The organism is Klebsiella sp. RHBSTW-00484, assembly GCF_013705725.1.
Lineage (GTDB): Bacteria > Pseudomonadota > Gammaproteobacteria > Enterobacterales > Enterobacteriaceae > Klebsiella.
This window is the reverse complement of the sequence record NZ_CP055481.1, coordinates 3,754,648-3,771,468: the sequence shown is the minus strand read 5'-3', so window position 1 is coordinate 3,771,468 and position 16,821 is coordinate 3,754,648. Positions and strand designations below refer to the sequence as shown.

The window sequence follows — 16,821 nt, the reverse complement described above, 5'->3', positions numbered from 1 at the left end:
GGGAACATAGGTAACACTTTTTAGTCTATCCGGAGCACACTCTGGTTTTTTTGGTCATAGTACGCAAGCGTTATTCCATTAAAGATGATGGCTTCCAGGCCATCATCTTGTTCTTTCAGCATAATGTACTCGTCAGTCAGCGCTTCACTCAGGAACACCGCCCCCTTTTTACCCATATAAAGTGTTCCCCTCGATTTCACCCTGTAGACCGTGCCTCCTGCCGGATACACATATTCCGGAACACTGCCATCCCATTGTCGGCCCGACGGTTGCCACACCGTTCCGGGCGTTGCGCCTGCCAGGGCTTCATGCGGCCTCTCGTGGTTAAACTCTTCCCGGTAGTCACTGAACCACCGCTGTTGTTCTGCCATCGTCATGAAGGTGTTGCCATATTTCACCGCACTTTTCAGGGAGCGATGCATTCGCTCATGGCGGCCATTTTCTTCCGGATGACCCTTTCTGATACGTTCCGGTCTGATGCCCAGCTTGATTAGCCAGACGGCAAGACGGCTTAATCCGGCTATACCTGTTCCCGCAAAGGGTTGACCGTTATCAGTTCTGAGGACTTCCGGCAGGCCATATTCCAGGAACGCATCAGTCAGGCACTCTCTGACAAAGGATTCACTCTCCCGGAATGTTCCACGGCAGCTCAGCAGATATCGGCTGTGATTGTCGGTCAGAGTGAAGGGATGGCAGTACTCTCTGCTCAGCAACCTGAACTTGCCTTTAAAATCAGCGCTCCAGACCTGATTGTTCTCAGTGATGAGGGTCAGGGGCTGGCGATTACCCGGTGTTCTGCGTTTTCTCTTTTTATCCGGGACCAGGCCTTCACGCTTGAGGATATCGCCGATAGTGCTGGCAGCAGGTACGGTAAAATCGACATGGTGATTGAGCAACCACATCCGCAGTTTTTTAGGCCCCCAGTCAGGGTGTTTTTGACGCAGGGCAGTCAGATGCCCGACGATATCATCAGGAACAGTCCGGGAGTGGGAGTGGGGAGCGCGTGAGCGGTCAGAGAGAGATGAGAGGTCAGAAGGGTCAAAACGTTCAAGCCATTTATAGCCAGTTTTTCGGCTGATGCCGAAAAGACGGCAAAGAGCAGAGAAGGAGCCCGTACCTGCATGGCAGGCACGGATAAAATCAAGACGTTGCATAGGTCGGGTCTCAGTCCAGGGCATAGTGAGTCTCCTCTTCTATGTCAGTTATAACTGTTACCCATGTATCCGGTCTAAAGTGTTACCCATGTTTCCGGTTCATACCCTGCGCTTACCGGGGCTACGGATTGGCATCGTCTGCGGTTTTGTAGCCCGATGTGATGGACACCTCCCACCTTACGGCATCATAACGTGCCAGACTGGAAGTGTTACCTGCAGTCCACAGGAGGAGGTGTCCACCATGAATATTAAACGTATCGGTCTTGACCTGGCAAAAAATGTCTTTCAGATCCATGCTGTGGATCACCATGAACATGTCGTCGTACGGAAATCTCTCCGCCGCGCCCACATGCACGCTTATTTCTCTCAGCTGGCTCCCTGCACCATCGGGATTGAAGCCTGCGCATCATCCCACTACTGGTCCCGCGAACTCACCCGCATGGGGCATACCGTGCGCATTATTCCCCCGAAATTCGTCAAGCCTTACCTCAAAGGCAACAAGAATGATGCCAACGATGCCGAAGCCATCTGTGAAGCCATCAGCCGCCCCGCCATGCGCTTCGTCGCGGTTAAGACAGAGCGCCAGCAGACTCTTCAGGCTGAGCATCGCGTGCGGGCCAGAGTGATAAAAAGCCGCACGGCGCTGTGCAACGAGATACGGGGCTTTCTGGGCGAATTCGGCGTGGTGCTGCCGGTCGGCATCAGCCAGTTGCGTAAGGCGCTGCCGGAGATACTGTCACAGCAGGAGCAGTGGGATGACCGGTTTATGCGCCTGCTGTGCGAGCTGGCCGAAGAGCTGCGGATGCTGGATGACCGGGTGGCGGGGCATGACCGGCGGCTCGCAGAGGCGGCGCGGGAAGATATCTGCATCCAGCGGCTGATGAAAATAGAAGGTATCGGCGTGATAACCGCCAGCGCGATGGTGGCGTTGTTGGGTGACGCGACGCAGTTTAAGAACGGTCGGGAGATGGCGGCTTATGTGGGGCTGGTTCCCCGGCAGCACTCAAGCGGCGGTAAGCAGCAGCTGGGGCATATCAGCAAGCGGGGTGACAGCTACCTGCGTACGCTGGTCATCCACGGGGCACGGTCAGTTCTGAAGACATGTGCAGGCAAAGAAGACCGGCGGAGCCAGTGGCTGCAGTCGGTGGCGGAAAGACGGAACCGGAATATCGCGACGGTGGCGCTGGCGAACAAGAATGTGCGGATAGCGTGGGCGGTGATGAGTCGCGGAGAAGATTACCATGGTTCACGGGTCGCCGGTTAACCGACGCCCCGTGAGCCATGCAGTAAAAAGAGCAGTAACCCTGTCGTGAGATTGCGAAGCGATTTAGCGTGATGAGTAACCGGTAAGACCAGCACCTGAGAAATCCGGCCTGTCCGAAGGCTCCCTGCGAAGCAAAGCCGATAGCCCGAAAGGAAGCAGGTGAGCAGAACACATCATGGCCCGGGTACGACGGTACCGAAAGAGAGGCCGGATATACGAACGCAACTTACCCTGGTGACTCACACAAAAAATAGCTTGCATCACGGGAGGTGTCCATATACGGACAGGCGCGTCAAGCGCCGCCTCCGGGAATGTATATGGATTCCGTTCACCGCTATCCCGCAGAAAATGTATTTCTGTCGAACGTGAACGGGTAAAGGGGGAGAAAACCGTCTCCCCCTTTACAATCCCCGCGGTCCCGCAAAGAAATCGGTGCTGCGCACTGCGCTCACCTCCCGGTCCTCAGCCTGCGGTCGGCTCAACTCGACACTACTCGTCCCATCCCTGGGACTCGCCCCTCCGGGGCCAGCGCAAGCGCTGTTCAAAATTGCTCCGGGCAATTTTGTCCATGTCTCGATTCGCCTCTGTCCGCCATCCCTGGCGTCCAGCTCTTGTCTTCGGACCTCCGGTTCGCCGATTTCAGCGGGGGCCTGGGCATCGCTGTGAGTTTTTCTGTTTCAGTGGGATTCAGTTGCTGCATGAAAATCTTCCCGGAGGTGGCGCTTAATGCACCTGTCCGGGCTTTTATCCGGCAATGGCCTGACAAATCGCTTCGCCCACCTGCTGGGTGGAAGCGGTGCCTTTCATATCCGGCGTTTTCGGCCCGCTGGCGATGGTCTGCTCAATCGCCGCCAGAATGCCGTCATGAGCGGCCTGATAGCGTTCATCCCCGTTGCCGAGGAAATCGAGCATCATCGCCCCGGCCCAGATGGTAGCGATAGGGTTGGCGATATTTTTGCCGTAGATATCCGGCGCTGAACCGTGGACCGCCTCAAACAGCGACGGGAAGGTTCGATCCGGATTGAGATTCGCCGACGGGGCAATACCGATGGTGCCGGTACAGGCCGGGCCGAGATCGGAGAGGATATCGCCGAACAGGTTTGAGCCGACCACCACATCAAAACGCTCCGGCTGCAGCACAAAGCGGGCGCACAGAATATCAATATGCTGCTTATCCCACTTCACCTCTGGGTAGTGCTGCGCCATCGCTTCCACGCGTTCATCCCAAAAGGGCATACTGATGGCAAGGCCGTTGGATTTGGTCGCTGAAGTTAACGTTTTGCGCGGGCGGCTTTGCGCCAGCTCAAAGGCGTAGCGCAGGATCCGGTCAACGCCGCGGCGGGTAAACACCGACTCCTGAATCACCACTTCATGCTCGGTTCCCGGATTCACATGTCCGCCGAGGGCGGAATACTCCCCTTCGGTATTCTCGCGCACCACGTAAAAATCGATATCGCCCGGCTGCTTACCCGCCAGCGGGCAGGGCACGCCGGGAAACAGGCGCACCGGGCGCAGGTTGACGTACTGGTCAAATTCGCGGCGGAACTTCAGCAGCGAACCCCAAAGCGAAATGTGATCCGGCACGATATCCGGCCAGCCGACCGCGCCGAAGTAGATAGCATCAAACTCTTGCAACTGTGCGTGCCAGTCATCGGGCATCATTTTGCCGTGTTGCGCATAGTAATCGCAGCTGGCCCACTCAAAATGCTCAAAGCTTAACGCCAGTCCCCAGCGTTCAGAGGCGGCCTGCAGTACGCGAACGCCCTCAGGCAGCACTTCTTTTCCGATGCCATCGCCGGGGATGGCGGCAATACGTAAGGTTTTATTCATCGTTGTTCTCAGTTTGCGGTAAGGGAAATTGACTTCACCTCTATCCTATAATTGACTGATTCATAATTAATCCCGTTAACTGGTGAAACATAAAACACGAATCATGAATAATCTGCCGCTGCTGAACGATTTACGCGTCTTTATGCTGGTCGCCCGCCGCGCCGGTTTTGCCGCCGCCGCTGAAGAACTGGGCGTCTCTCCGGCTTTTGTCAGCAAGCGGGTGTCGTTGCTGGAGCAGACGCTCAATGTTCAGCTATTGCATCGCACCACCCGGCGGGTCGCCATTACCGAGGAGGGCGAACGCATTTACGAATGGGGGCAGCGCATTTTGCAGGATGTTGATCAGATGATGGATGAGCTCTCCGATGTGCGGCAGGTGCCGCAGGGGACGCTGCGCATTATCAGCAGCTTCGGCTTTGGCCGTCAGGTTGTCGCCCCGGCGCTGTCCGAGCTGGCCCGCCGGTATCCGCAGCTGGAGATCCGTTTTGACGTCGCCGACCGGCTGGTGGATTTAGCCAATGAGGGAGTCGATCTGGATATTCGCGTCGACGACGATATTGCCCCCAATCTGATTGCCCGTCAGCTTGCGACTAACCACCGTATTCTCTGCGCCTCGCCGGAATTTGTGGCCCGTCATTCGCGACCAAAACAGCTTAGCGATCTCGCCGCGCTGCCTTGCCTGGTGATTAAAGAGCGCGACCGGCCCTTTGGCGTTTGGCAACTGCACAGTAAAGAGGGCGAACACGCGATTAAAGTGACCGGGCCGCTGTCGTCAAACCACGGCGAGATCGTTCATCAATGGTGCCTGGACGGGCAGGGGATCGCGCTGCGTTCTTGGTGGGATGTGCGTGAAAATATCGCCAGCGGGAATTTGGTGCACCTGCTGCCGGAGTACTATCAGCCCGCTAATATCTGGGCTGTCTATGTGTCGCGGCTGGCGACCTCAGCGAAGATTCGCACCACCGTGGAGTTTTTGCGTCACTACTTCCCGCAGCAGTACGTCGAGGTGAAATTGCCGACGGCGGGTCCCGTCGGCCGAGGGGATTAAACGCCGAGTCTGTCGCGCAGGCTGTAGTAGGCCGCGCCCATCGCGGTAAACGGAATGCGCAGGCTACGCCCCCCAGGGAACGGGTAGTGCGGCAGCTTCGCGAAGGCGTCAAAGCGTTCGGCGTCACCGCGCAGCAGCTCTGAAATCAGTCGTCCGGCGAGGTGGGTACAGGTGACGCCGTGGCCGCTGTAGCCCTGCATATAGTAGATATTGTTATCGAGACGACCAAACTGCGGCATCCGCGAGAGGGTCAGCAGGAAGTTGCCGGTCCAGCGGTAGTCGATTTTCACCCCTTGCAGCTGTGGGAAGGTTTTCAGCAGCTTCGGCATGATCATACGTTCAACATCGTCCGGGTCGCGTGCGCCGTACACCACGCCGCCGCCATACAGCAGGCGGTTATCGGCGGTCAGACGATAGTAATCCAGCAGATAGTTACAATCTTCCACGCAGTAGTTTTTCGGGATCAACGAACGAGCCAGATCCTCAGACAGCGGTGCGGTAGTGACGACCTGGGTACCGCAGGGCATGCTGCGCTTCGCCAGTTCCGGTTCGACTTTATCGCCGAGATAGGCGTTACCGGCGACAATCACGTAGCGGGCGGTAACCTGACCGCGTTCGGTGGTCACCACCGCCGGGCTGGTGTGCTGAATACGGGTGACCGGCGATTGCTCGTAAACCCGGCCGCCGTTCAGCCTAATAGCGTTCGCTTCGCCGATCGCCAGATTCAGCGGATGGATATGGCCGCCGCTATGGTCCAGCAGCGCGCCCGCGTAGCGATCGCTGTCCACTTCGTTACGTATAGCGCTGGCATCTAGCAGTTCCAGTTGTGTATTGCCGTAGCGCTCCCAGTTCTCTTTCTGCTCTTCGAGCGTCTCCAGCTGTTTATGATTCAGCGCGACAAACAGGCCGCCGGGGCGATAGTCGCACTGGATTTGATAGCGCTGGATGCGCTCGCGGATAATATCGCCGCCTTCAAACATCATGCTGCCGAGCATTTTCGCCGCGTCCGGACCGTAGGTTTTCTCGATAACGTCGATATCGCGGCTGTAGGAGTTAACCAATTGACCGCCGTTGCGCCCGCTGGCGCCGAAGCCGATGCGCGCGCCTTCCAGCAGCACCACATCGTAGCCCATTTCGGCTAAATGCAGTGCTGAAGATAGTCCGGTATAGCCGCCGCCAACGATGCAGACGTCGCAGCTTATCGATTCGTCCAGCGTTGGAAACGGTTCATAGCGATTGGCGCTGGCGGCGTAATAGCTGGTGGTATGTTCGGTCATGATTAAGCCTCCAGGGCAATCCAGATAGTTTTCAGTTCGGTGAATTTTTCCATTGCGTGCAGGGACTTATCGCGTCCGTTGCCGCTCTGCTTGTAGCCGCCAAAAGGCACGGTCATATCGCCATCGTTATAGTTATTCACGAAGACGGAGCCGGCTTTCAGGCGGCGGCTGACGCGATGGGCGCGGGAAAGATCGCGGGTCCAGACCGCCGCGCCGAGGCCGTAGCGGCTGTCGTTAGCAAGACTCACGGCCTGTTCTTCGGTTTTAAAACGGGTCACCACCAGCACCGGGCCGAAGATCTCTTCCTGACTGAGAGGAGATGCGGGGTCGACGTCGACAAAAATGGTCGGGCCGACCGCTGCGGGCCATGGATTTTTGCGCCCGTCCAGCAGCAGCGTGCTGTGCGCTTCCCCGGCGCGAATAAAGCTGTGGACGCTGTCGGCGTGGCTGTTGTCGATAAGCATGCCCATGGTGGTATTCGGGTCGAGCGGGTTGCCCGGCTGCCAGCCTTTTGCCTGCTCTTTTAACAGCTCGAGAAACTTATCGGCGATGCTCTCTTCGAGTAGCAGACGGGTTCCGGCAATACAGACCTGGCCCTGGTTATAGAAGATGCCGCCAGCGGTGGTATTGACCGCTTTTTGCAGGTCCGGACAGTCGGCAAAGACGATATTGGCGCTTTTGCCGCCTGCCTCCAGCCAGACGCGCTTCATATTGCTGTCGCCTGCATCTTTCAGCAGTTGCTTGCCGGTGCGGGTAGAGCCGGTGAAAGTGATGACTTCAACATCCGGATGCAGCGCCAGCGCCTGACCGGCTTCATAGCCGAAACCGCTCACCACGTTGAGCACCCCGTCCGGCAGCCCGGCCTCTTTTGCCAGGCCCGCCAGACGCAGAGCGGTAAGCGGGGATTTTTCGGAAGGTTTGAGAACCACGCTGTTTCCGGCGGCCAGAGCCGGGCCAAGCTTCCAGCAGGCCAGCAGCAGCGGGAAGTTCCACGGTACTACCGCCGCAATCACGCCAATGGGTTCGCGAACGATCATCGCCAGTTCGTTGATACCGGTAGGTGCGACTTCGCCGTACACTTTATCAATGGCTTCGGCGTACCAGCGAATCGCGCGGGCGGCGCCGGGAATATCATCGCGCAGGCTGTGGCGAATCGGTTTGCCGGTATCCAGGGTTTCCAGCAACGCCAGCTCTTCACGGTGAGCTTCCATTAGATCGGCGAATTTATTTAGCACGGCTTTGCGTTGAGAAGGGGACGCCTGCGACCAGTCGCCGTTCTCGAATACGCTGCGGGCGGCCTGCACCGCACGGTCCACGTCAGCTTTTTTGCCGCGAGCCACTTCGGCGAGCGTTTGCTGCGCGGCAGGATCATTGGTTTCAAAAACGCTATTATCGGCGGCGGCGCTGTATTCACCGTTAATAAATAAGCGCGTCTCAATCGTCAGTTCGCGTGCTTTTTGTTGCCAGTAAGCCAGGTTGTGAAAATCCATCATGACTCCTTAATGACATAATCGGAAAAATTAAAAAGTGGTGATTTCAGACCCTCAGGGCGCAGGACGTCCCCGGGGTTGAGTACCGTTTAAAATGCCTGTTAACAGGCATGAATTATCTGGGGCCAGCGGAATAAGTCTTTCCGCATTGCGCAAGGTGATCTGCGTTTTCTTCGCGCCGCCGGAATTAAGCTCCGACGGCGCAGGCCTGAAGAAAGCCTGAAAAATCTCAGGCTAAAAAATCAGAATGTGGTGGGGGTATGGGCACTGATAATTCGACAGATGCCTGCCGAGGTGTTGCTGAAGCTATGTGGTATGCCGGTGTTAATGGCATAGCTTTGCCCCGCCACCAGGTGATACGCCTGACCGTTGATGGTCAACACGACTTCACCCTCCAGTATGGTGCCTATCTCCTCGCCCTGATGCTTGATCCTCTCCCCGGTTGTGGTTCCAGGCTGGTACGTTTCAAAAATCATCGCCAGCGTGCGGTTCGGATTTCCATTATGAACCAGCTTCATCGACACCCCCTGACTGCCGATTTCAATCAGATCGTCCTGATTGATAACCACCTGCGGTTCAGCCGGTTTTTCTGGTTCAGAAAAGAATTCCGAGAGCGACAGCCCATAGACTTTCAGCAGCTTTTGCAGCGTGCTGATGGCAGGACTGACTTTGTCCTGTTCTATGGTGCTGATGGCACTATGTGTTAACCCAGACAGTTCGGCGGCACGACGCTGTGAGAGACCCAATTGCTGGCGGATCTCTGACAAACGTTTCCCTGGCGCCAGTCCGTCATCGCTCATATTTGCATTTCCTTAACGGTAGTGGTCAGAGTCGCTGTTTTTCAGCGACATATACCCGTCATACTTCAAGTTGCTTGTGCGTTGGCTTTGCTCGCTCACCCCAGTCACTTACTCCAGTAAGCTCCTGGGGATTCCCTCACTTGCCGCCTTCCTGCAACTCGAATTATTTTGGGCATAGTTCTGACAGGCGGTGATAAAACCTTCAAACAACATCCGCGACAGGGCGTATTCGCTACTGTTCCATTCAGGATGCCACTGCACGCCAAGAGCGAAAGGATGGTCATAAACGCTAACCGCTTCCGCCAGCCCGTCCGAAGAACGCGCCTCCACGCGCAACCGTGGACCCAGTGTTTTTGCTCCCTGTCCGTGTAACGAGTTGACCCAAAACGTGTTGCAGCCCGGTATTAACTGAGAAAGTAAACCTCCTTCCTGAACCTGGACTTCATGTGAGGGCGCATATTGCTGTTCTACAGGAAGTTCAGGATCTTCGCGGTGCTCAAGCAGTTCAGGCTGCTCGAACAGACGACGATACAGAGTCCCGCCGGTGGCGACAACCAGTTCCTGTAACCCACGGCAGATGGCGAAAATGGGGATGCGCCTTTCGAGCGCGGCGTTGATCAGCGCCATGCTCAGAAGATCACGCCCGGGATCGGCGTCAGGCTCATCGCCGTTTTCACCATAATGGTGCGGCTGCACGTTGCTCGGGCTGCCAGGCAAATAAATGCCATCCAGCTTAGGCAGTAACGTAGAAAGCAGGTCCGGTTCCGCTAACGCGTGCGGCAGGGCAATGGGTAACCCTCCGGCGTGAACAATCGCATTCAGATACTTCTCTTGCAGAGTTTGGGTCTGGTGACCCTTAAGCCTGTTCCGACACATCACCACGCCAACAACTGGCTTGTACATTATATTTTCCATGATCGCCCTCACAAAGTGGACTAAATTATGACCGGATTAGCGGGTAAAACGGCCATTTCGTTCAATATTTTCTCAATCTAGCAGTGGAAATAGCCCTTTGCAAACTTAATTTAACATTTGACAAACAATTTGTTTGCATACACATTCGAATGGTGGACATTATATTTAACAGTGCTTTTTCAGGGTCCGAAACTAAAACAACGGCGGTGAATCATGGAAACCAATATCGTAGAAGTTGAGAATTTTGTTCAGCAGTCGGAAGAGAGACGGGTAAGCGCATTCACTCATGAAGTGAGGCGCTACCTCGAGCGTTACCCGAATACGCAATACGTCGATGTCCTGTTGACTGACCTGAATGGCTGTTTCCGCGGCAAGCGTATTCCAGTCTCCAGCCTGAGTAAGCTGGAGAAAGGGTGCTATTTCCCGGCTTCGGTGTTCGCGATGGACATTCTTGGCAACGTGGTGGAAGAAGCGGGTCTCGGCCAGGAGATGGGCGAGCCGGATTGCACCTGCGTGCCGGTGCTGGGTACCTTAACGCCGTCGGCGGCGGACCCGGAATATATCGGTCAGGTGCTGTTGACCATGGTTGATGAAGATGGCGCTCCCTTTGACGTTGAGCCGCGGAACGTTCTGAACCGACTCTGGCAGCAACTGCGCCAGCGCGGACTGTTCCCCGTGGTAGCGGTAGAGCTGGAGTTCTATTTACTTGACCGCAAGCGCGATGCCGAAGGCTACCTGCAGCCGCCGTGCGCGCCGGGGACTGGCGATCGCAATACCCAGAGCCAGGTTTACTCCGTTGATAACCTCAACCACTTTGCCGATGTCCTTAACGATATTGATGAAATCGCCCAGCTTCAGCTGATCCCGGCCGACGGCGCGGTGGCGGAAGCCTCTCCTGGTCAGTTTGAAATCAACCTGCATCATACCGATAACGTGCTGGACGCCTGCGATGACGCGCTGGCGCTAAAACGCCTCGTGCGTTTGATGGCCGAGAAGCATAAGATGCACGCCACTTTTATGGCGAAACCCTATGAAGAGCACGCCGGTAGCGGGATGCATATCCATATCAGCATGCAGAACAACAAAGGCGAGAACGTGCTGGCGGAAGCTGATGGCGAAGATTCCGCGATGTTAAAACGTGCGCTCGCCGGGATGATTGACCTGATGCCGGCCTCGATGGCGCTGCTGGCGCCGAACGTGAACTCGTATCGCCGCTTCCAGCCGGGAATGTACGTACCGACCCAGGCGTCGTGGGGGCATAACAACCGGACGGTGGCGCTGCGTATTCCGTGCGGCGATCGCCATAACCATCGCGTGGAGTATCGCGTGGCCGGAGCGGATGCCAACCCGTATCTGGTCATGGCGGCGATTTTTGCCGGTATTTTGCACGGTCTGGATAACACTCTGCCGCTACAGGAAGAGGTGGAAGGCAACGGTCTGGAGCAAGATGGCCTGCCGTTCCCGATTCGCCAGAGCGATGCGCTGTGGGAGTTTATGCAAAACGATCATCTACGCGAGCGGCTTGGCGAGCGTTTCTGCCATGTTTATCACGCCTGTAAACATGACGAACTACTGCAGTTTGAGCGTCTGATTACCGAAACTGAAATTGAGTGGATGTTGAAAAACGCCTGATTGCCGCCCCGCGAGGGGCACCTTAGGTTTACCACAAGTAGCATCATACGGCCTGAGCGGAGCCTGGTCGGACGTTTGTGCTGGGAGCCCAGCCATTTCCCGGATGCCGCGTTAAGGAGCGCAGGCGGCAACGGGCTTCAGTTAACGACACAGTGTGTGACGAGGAAAGTGAGATGATGCAGATGTTCAAATATCCGCAGGGAGAAGGGGGCCGTCCTGGCCGCATGGAGTGCGCAGCCACCGCCGCTGGTCGGTTCTTTTTACCTTCTGATTTGCCATTAACCCCGTTGCGAAGTTGGTTTGTTTTCCGGTCATTACGACCGCAAACCCAGGTTTGCAGCGGGGGAAATGACCATGGCTATTAACACCTCTCTCGACAACGCTCCTGAAAAGAGCAAGCCCGGGCTGCGAAAATCGCTCAAGCTGTGGCAGGTAGTGATGATGGGCCTGGCCTACCTGACCCCGATGACGGTGTTTGATACCTTCGGTATTGTTTCCGGCATCAGCAACGGTCACGTACCGGCTTCTTATCTGCTGGCGCTGGCCGGGGTGCTGTTTACCGCCATTAGCTACGGCAAGCTGGTGCGCCAGTTTCCGCAGGCGGGTTCGGCCTACACCTATGCACAGAAGTCGATCAGCCCGCATGTTGGCTTTATGGTTGGCTGGTCGTCGCTGCTGGATTATCTGTTCCTGCCGATGATCAACGTTCTGCTGGCGAAGATTTATCTCTCCGCGCTGTTTCCGGAAGTACCGCCCTGGGTGTGGGTGGTGACGTTTGTGGCGATCCTCACCGCGGCGAACCTGAAAAGCGTCAACCTGGTGGCGAACTTCAACACCCTGTTCGTGCTGGTGCAGATCTCGATTATGGTGGTCTTTATCGTGCTGGTGGTGCAGGGGCTGCATAAAGGGGAAGGGGTTGGTACCGTCTGGTCGCTCCAGCCGTTTATTAGCCAGAATGCGCATCTGATCCCGATTATTACCGGAGCGACGATAGTCTGCTTTTCGTTCCTCGGCTTCGACGCGGTTACCACGCTCTCTGAAGAGACGCCGGACGCTGCGCGGGTGATCCCGAAGGCGATTTTCCTTACCGCCGTCTACGGCGGGGTGATATTTATCGCCGCCTCGTTCTTTATGCAGCTCTTTTTCCCCGATATCAGCCGTTTTAAAGATCCGGATGCGGCGCTGCCGGAAATTGCCCTGTACGTTGGCGGCAAGCTGTTCCAGTCGATTTTCCTGTGCACGACGTTTGTGAATACCCTTGCATCAGGTCTGGCTTCGCACGCCAGTGTCTCACGGCTGCTGTATGTGATGGGCCGCGATAACGTTTTCCCGGAGCGCATTTTTGGCTACGTCCACCCGAAATGGCGCACCCCGGCGCTGAACGTCATTATGGTCGGGATTGTTGCGCTGTCGGCGCTGTTCTTCGATCTGGTCACCGCCACGGCGCTGATTAATTTCGGCGCGCTGGTGGCATTCACCTTCGTTAATCTGTCGGTGTACAACCACTTCTGGCGGCGTAAAGGTTACAACAAAACGTGGAAAGATCGTTTTCACTATCTGCTGTTGCCGATGGTTGGTGCGCTGACGGTAGGGGTATTGTGGGTGAATCTGGAGGCGACATCGCTGACGCTCGGTCTGGTGTGGGCGGGGCTGGGTTTACTCTATCTGACTTATCTCACCCGCCGATTCCGCAAGCCGCCGCCGCAGTTTGATGGAGCCAAAGCGGAACAGGCCTGGGAATCGTAACGATTTTTTACGCCGACACAAAGGCAGGCGAGCAAGCCTGCCTTCTTTTTTGTCATTATCGTTTGAAATCAGGCGGGCCGGTAAAAATAGTAGGGGCAGAAGGTAAGAATAGTGAGGATGTATTATTTCTTTTTCTTATGAATTGGTAGTTGTCCAGCGCGTCGATCCTTGATATAGGACACCAGGCTGTAGAGGGCTACTCCCAGCAAAACTACCGCGACGATAAAGAGCAGGATACCTGACATATATTAACCTAATGTTATGTTTAACATGAAGAAAAAATACCGTGATATCGAGATAATAGCATCGGGATATTTCTTAAAGATGACCCTGTGAGTCAGACAACAATGGACTGCCAGTGAAGCTGTTAACTTATTATTTACATGAATAAATGTAAAGTGTAAAGCATTGGGGTGGTTAAAAAGTAAACTGAGTTACACACCTTTAAGCGAATTTACAGACGCGAGCCCGGCAGGCTGCTAATCTTGGCCCGCTTAAATATGGGTGAGAGTAATAAATGGGTAATAAGCATATCGTCGGTCTTGTTGGGCTGGCGCTGGTGGTGACTTCCTTTAGTAGCCTGGCTGATTCCGATCGCCAGTCAATTCGTGAACGTATTGTCGATCAGGTTTTAAAACCCTGCGAAGGTAAAAAGGCGGGAGACAAAGTACTGATAATCGATCATCGCGGTGGTGAGCATGAAGCCATCTGTACGCTGGCGGCGGTGCCGCTACCGGAGTAACGCCATCCCCTGATTTCACTATCCCTCCGTCATGGCCGAAACCATATTTCTTTCCATACTTTGCGAGCCATTGCCCGGAAAAATGTCATAAATTTGTCACAATTAAGGCGATGATAATCACTGACTGAGGGTTAAGGGATGAGAAAAAGTCTACTCGCCGCCGCCGTGGCAGGCGTTGTACTACTGTCCGCAGGCGTCCAGGCGCAGGAACAGACCGCACCGGAAGGGTACCAACTGCAACAGGTGCTGATCATGAGTCGTCATAACCTGCGTGCGCCGTTGGCGAACAACGGCAGCGTACTGGAGCAGTCAACGCCGAAGTCCTGGCCGGAGTGGGATGTGCCCGGCGGCCAGTTGACCACCAAGGGTGGGGTGCTGGAAGTTTATATGGGGCACTATATGCGCGAATGGCTGGCGCAGCAGGGGCTGGTGACCAGCGGTGAGTGCCCGCCGGAGAACGCGGTTTATGCGTATGCAAATAGTCTGCAACGCACCGTCGCCACCGCGCAGTTCTTTATAACCGGCGCGTTTCCTGGCTGCGGCGTAACGGTGCATCATCAGGAAAAAATGGGCACCATGGACCCAACCTTCAACCCGGTGATCACCGATGATTCCGCCGCCTTCAGTGAAAAAGCGGTGCAGGCGATGGAGAAAGAGCGCCAGGGAATGCAGTTGAGCGAGAGCTATAAGCTGCTGGAGGAGATGACGGATTATCGCAATTCGCCTGCCTGTAAAGAGAAACAGCAATGCTCGCTGAGCGATGGTAAAGATACCTTTAGCGCCAAATATCAGCAGGAGCCGGGCGTGTCCGGGCCGTTGAAGGTGGGCAACTCGCTGGTTGACGCCTTTACGCTGCAATACTACGAAGGTTTCCCCAAAGATCAGGTGGCGTGGGGCGAAATCAAAAGCGACAAGCAGTGGCAGGTGCTGTCGAAGCTGAAAAATGGTTATCAGGATAGCCTGTTTACTTCTCCAGAAGTGGCGCGCAACGTGGCTAAACCTCTGGTGAAATACATTGATAACGCGCTGGTGGGCGATGCCGCGAAGGCAGCGAAAGTGACGCTACTGGTAGGCCATGACTCCAATATCGCCTCGCTGCTGACGGCGCTGGATTTTAAACCTTATCAGCTGCATAACCAGTACGAGCGCACGCCGATCGGCGGCAAGCTGGTGTTCCAGCGCTGGCACGATAACAGCGGCAACCGCGATTTGATGAAAATTGAGTATGTCTATCAAAGTACCGAGCAGTTGCGCAATGCCGACGCGCTGACCCTGCAATCCCCGCCGCAGCGGGTGACGCTGGCGCTGAATGGGTGTCCGGTCGATGACAATGGTTTCTGCCCGATGGATACCTTCAAAAAGGCGATGGCCGAGGCGACGAAGTAACGAAGGTAATAAAAAACCCGGAGCAATCCGGGTTTTGGCTGTGTAGCCCGGACAGGTACGCAGTACCGCCTCCGGGAATGATGCAGGAGGTTCCCGGAGGCGGCGCGTTGCGCCTGTCCGGGCTACCGCGCATCAGACGTTTTTGCGCTCAATGGTTTGCTCGCCCCAGAACAGGGAATCTTTATCCGTTTTGGCGAAAGCGCGGGGCAACACTTCATCGCTGCCTTCTTCCCAGATTTTCTCCGCAAGCTTCTCATCGTAATTGGCTAATTCAAAAATTGCCTCGGCAATTTCGGGAGAGGTGTTGCGTAAACTTGCCCATTCACCCACGCGGTGGGCTTTAGCTTCTTGAGTCGGCATGCTTTTCCTCCTAACCGTTTAATTTAACCGCCAGACCGGCGACATGTTCACCCTGATAGCGGGCAATCGCCAATTCTTCTTCGCTTGGCTGACGAGAACCATCGCCACCGGCAATGGTTGTTGCGCCGTATGGCGTACCGCCGCGAACCTGCGACACATCAAACAGCTCCTGGGCACCGTAGCCAATCGGCACAATAATCATCCCATGATGGGCAAGGGTGGTCCAGGTGGAGGTAATGGTTTGCTCCTGACCGCCGCCGGTACCGGTCGAACTGAATACGCTGGCCAGCTTGCCGTACAGCGCGCCGGATGCCCACAGGCCGCCGGTCTGATCAAGGAAGGTGCGCATCTGTCCGGACATGTTGCCGAAACGGGTTGGGGTACCAAAGATGATGGCGTCATACTCTGCCAGCTCCTGTGGCGTGGCTACGGGGGCGTTTTGTGTTTTCCCGCCTGCTTTGGCAAAAATCTCTGCCTGCATGGTTTCCGGCACGCGCTTCACGACCACTTCGACACCGTCAACTCGGTTTGCCCCTTCAGCGACGGCATGCGCCATGGTCTCGATGTGTCCATACATTGAATAATAAAGCACCAGAATCTTAGCCATTTGCATCACTCCTCGGTTGCGTTATAGACCAGTTACTTGACTGGCTACCTTTAAAGATAAGACCTCTGGCGAAGAGTGCAAATGCAACAATCATTTGTTTGATTTATAACAAAATTGCAAAGATTAAAGACTGTTGCAAAAAGATACATATTTAACCCGACGTTTTTCGGCAATCATAAGAAGCGCTTAGCGAACGCGCGGCATGGTAATGGTCGTTCTTATGGAAAATCTATTTCAGGATGTGACTATATCCATTGAGCATGGTTTTCATTCGCTAACCTTAAAGGCACGCGATACGACACCTGTATCGTGGAGGCTACGGTCTTGTGATTCACTAATGCAGCATGTATGGAGGTCCATAATGGCAAACCATCGTGGCGGTGCCGGCAACTTTGCCGAAGACCGTGAAAGAGCATCAGAAGCCGGTCGTAAAGGTGGCCAGCATAGCGGGGGGAACTTTAAAAACGATCCCCAGCGCGCTTCCGAAGCTGGCAAGAAAGGAGGGAAAAACAGCCACGGCAACCGTGAGAGTTAGCGGTTAATCTGACTGTTTCCTGATGGGGGTTAATC

The 16,821-nt window shown here is 55.4% G+C and carries 17 protein-coding genes; 8 read left to right on the top strand and 9 right to left on the bottom strand.

Translation table 11 applies throughout. The annotated features are described in order from the left end of the window. Positions 1 to 20 precede the first annotated feature (20 nt). Positions 21 to 1,178, bottom strand: coding sequence for an integrase core domain-containing protein (locus HV213_RS17980; protein ID WP_181482744.1), 1,158 nt, complete (start codon positions 1,176 to 1,178; stop codon positions 21 to 23). Positions 1,179 to 1,395: 217 nt separating this feature from the next. Here HV213_RS17980 and HV213_RS17975 point away from each other — a divergent pair, with 217 nt between their 5' ends. Then, positions 1,396 to 2,418, top strand: a complete 1,023-nt coding sequence (locus tag HV213_RS17975) for an IS110 family RNA-guided transposase (RefSeq protein WP_181482387.1) — start codon at positions 1,396 to 1,398, stop codon at positions 2,416 to 2,418. Between the two features lie 744 nt (positions 2,419 to 3,162). On the opposite strand, the gene HV213_RS17970 is transcribed toward HV213_RS17975, so the two are convergent. After that, on the bottom strand, positions 3,163 to 4,248 hold the full coding sequence (locus HV213_RS17970) for a tartrate dehydrogenase (protein ID WP_181482743.1): 1,086 nt from the start codon (positions 4,246 to 4,248) through the stop codon (positions 3,163 to 3,165). Between the two features lie 82 nt (positions 4,249 to 4,330). Between HV213_RS17970 and HV213_RS17965 the strand changes: the two genes are divergently transcribed. Then, positions 4,331 to 5,296 carry a LysR substrate-binding domain-containing protein gene (locus HV213_RS17965; RefSeq protein ID WP_181482742.1) on the top strand — a complete coding sequence of 322 codons (966 nt, stop codon included), beginning with the start codon at positions 4,331 to 4,333 and terminating at the stop codon, positions 5,294 to 5,296. Here HV213_RS17965 and HV213_RS17960 read toward each other — a convergent pair. The 4 genes from HV213_RS17960 to puuD all read right to left on the bottom strand — a co-directional run bounded on the left by HV213_RS17960 (position 5,293) and on the right by puuD (position 9,766). Then, on the bottom strand, positions 5,293 to 6,573 hold the full coding sequence (locus HV213_RS17960) for an NAD(P)/FAD-dependent oxidoreductase (protein ID WP_181482741.1): 1,281 nt from the start codon (positions 6,571 to 6,573) through the stop codon (positions 5,293 to 5,295). The genes HV213_RS17965 and HV213_RS17960 overlap by 4 nt on opposite strands. Positions 6,574 to 6,575: 2 nt before the next feature. Continuing rightward, on the bottom strand, positions 6,576 to 8,063 hold the full coding sequence (gene puuC, locus HV213_RS17955) for an aldehyde dehydrogenase PuuC (protein ID WP_181486447.1): 1,488 nt from the start codon (positions 8,061 to 8,063) through the stop codon (positions 6,576 to 6,578). A gap of 242 nt (positions 8,064 to 8,305) precedes the next feature. Then, entirely contained in the window at positions 8,306 to 8,863 is a 558-nt protein-coding gene (puuR, locus tag HV213_RS17950; RefSeq protein ID WP_004849766.1) for an HTH-type transcriptional regulator PuuR, read from the bottom strand. 108 nt (positions 8,864 to 8,971) lie between these two features. Next, positions 8,972 to 9,766 (bottom strand): gamma-glutamyl-gamma-aminobutyrate hydrolase, encoded by a 795-nt coding sequence (gene puuD / locus HV213_RS17945; protein WP_228288552.1) that lies wholly within the window; start codon positions 9,764 to 9,766, stop codon positions 8,972 to 8,974. 225 nt (positions 9,767 to 9,991) lie between these two features. On the opposite strand from puuD, the gene HV213_RS17940 reads away from it, so the two are divergent. The 3 genes from HV213_RS17940 (at position 9,992) to HV213_RS17935 (ending at position 13,156) form a co-directional block, all read left to right on the top strand. Next, the gene (locus HV213_RS17940) at positions 9,992 to 11,410 is read left to right on the top strand and encodes a glutamine synthetase family protein (RefSeq protein ID WP_181482739.1); all 1,419 of its coding nucleotides are present in this window, start codon (positions 9,992 to 9,994) and stop codon (positions 11,408 to 11,410) included. A gap of 173 nt (positions 11,411 to 11,583) precedes the next feature. Further along, positions 11,584 to 11,775: a YmjE family protein gene (locus tag HV213_RS33775; protein WP_442788111.1), complete on the top strand. Its 192-nt coding sequence runs from the start codon at positions 11,584 to 11,586 to the stop codon at positions 11,773 to 11,775. Continuing rightward, positions 11,765 to 13,156, top strand: a complete 1,392-nt coding sequence (locus HV213_RS17935; RefSeq protein ID WP_181482738.1) for an APC family permease — start codon at positions 11,765 to 11,767, stop codon at positions 13,154 to 13,156. Before HV213_RS33775 ends, HV213_RS17935 begins: the two co-directional genes overlap by 11 nt. A gap of 122 nt (positions 13,157 to 13,278) precedes the next feature. Here the strand turns inward: HV213_RS17935 and HV213_RS17930 are convergent, their stop codons facing one another. Next, positions 13,279 to 13,401, bottom strand: a complete 123-nt coding sequence (locus HV213_RS17930; RefSeq protein WP_110277171.1) for a small membrane protein — start codon at positions 13,399 to 13,401, stop codon at positions 13,279 to 13,281. Positions 13,402 to 13,673: 272 nt separating this feature from the next. Here HV213_RS17930 and HV213_RS17925 point away from each other — a divergent pair, with 272 nt between their 5' ends. Continuing rightward, positions 13,674 to 13,898: a hypothetical protein gene (locus HV213_RS17925; protein ID WP_110277170.1), complete on the top strand. Its 225-nt coding sequence runs from the start codon at positions 13,674 to 13,676 to the stop codon at positions 13,896 to 13,898. A 138-nt stretch (positions 13,899 to 14,036) separates the two neighbouring features. After that, positions 14,037 to 15,284, top strand: a complete 1,248-nt coding sequence (gene agp, locus HV213_RS17920) for a bifunctional glucose-1-phosphatase/inositol phosphatase (protein WP_181482737.1) — start codon at positions 14,037 to 14,039, stop codon at positions 15,282 to 15,284. 132 nt (positions 15,285 to 15,416) lie between these two features. Here agp and HV213_RS17915 read toward each other — a convergent pair whose 3' ends face one another. Together HV213_RS17915 and wrbA are read right to left on the bottom strand one after the other, a co-directional pair. Then, a complete protein-coding gene (locus tag HV213_RS17915; protein WP_142512388.1) occupies positions 15,417 to 15,644 on the bottom strand; it encodes a YccJ family protein in 228 nt (75 codons plus the stop codon). A gap of 10 nt (positions 15,645 to 15,654) precedes the next feature. Then, positions 15,655 to 16,251 (bottom strand): NAD(P)H:quinone oxidoreductase, encoded by a 597-nt coding sequence (gene wrbA, locus HV213_RS17910; protein ID WP_181482736.1) that lies wholly within the window; start codon positions 16,249 to 16,251, stop codon positions 15,655 to 15,657. Positions 16,252 to 16,612: 361 nt separating this feature from the next. On the opposite strand from wrbA, the gene HV213_RS17905 reads away from it, so the two are divergent. Further along, positions 16,613 to 16,786 carry a con-10 family general stress protein gene (locus HV213_RS17905; protein ID WP_110277165.1) on the top strand — a complete coding sequence of 58 codons (174 nt, stop codon included), beginning with the start codon at positions 16,613 to 16,615 and terminating at the stop codon, positions 16,784 to 16,786. Positions 16,787 to 16,821 lie beyond the last annotated feature (35 nt).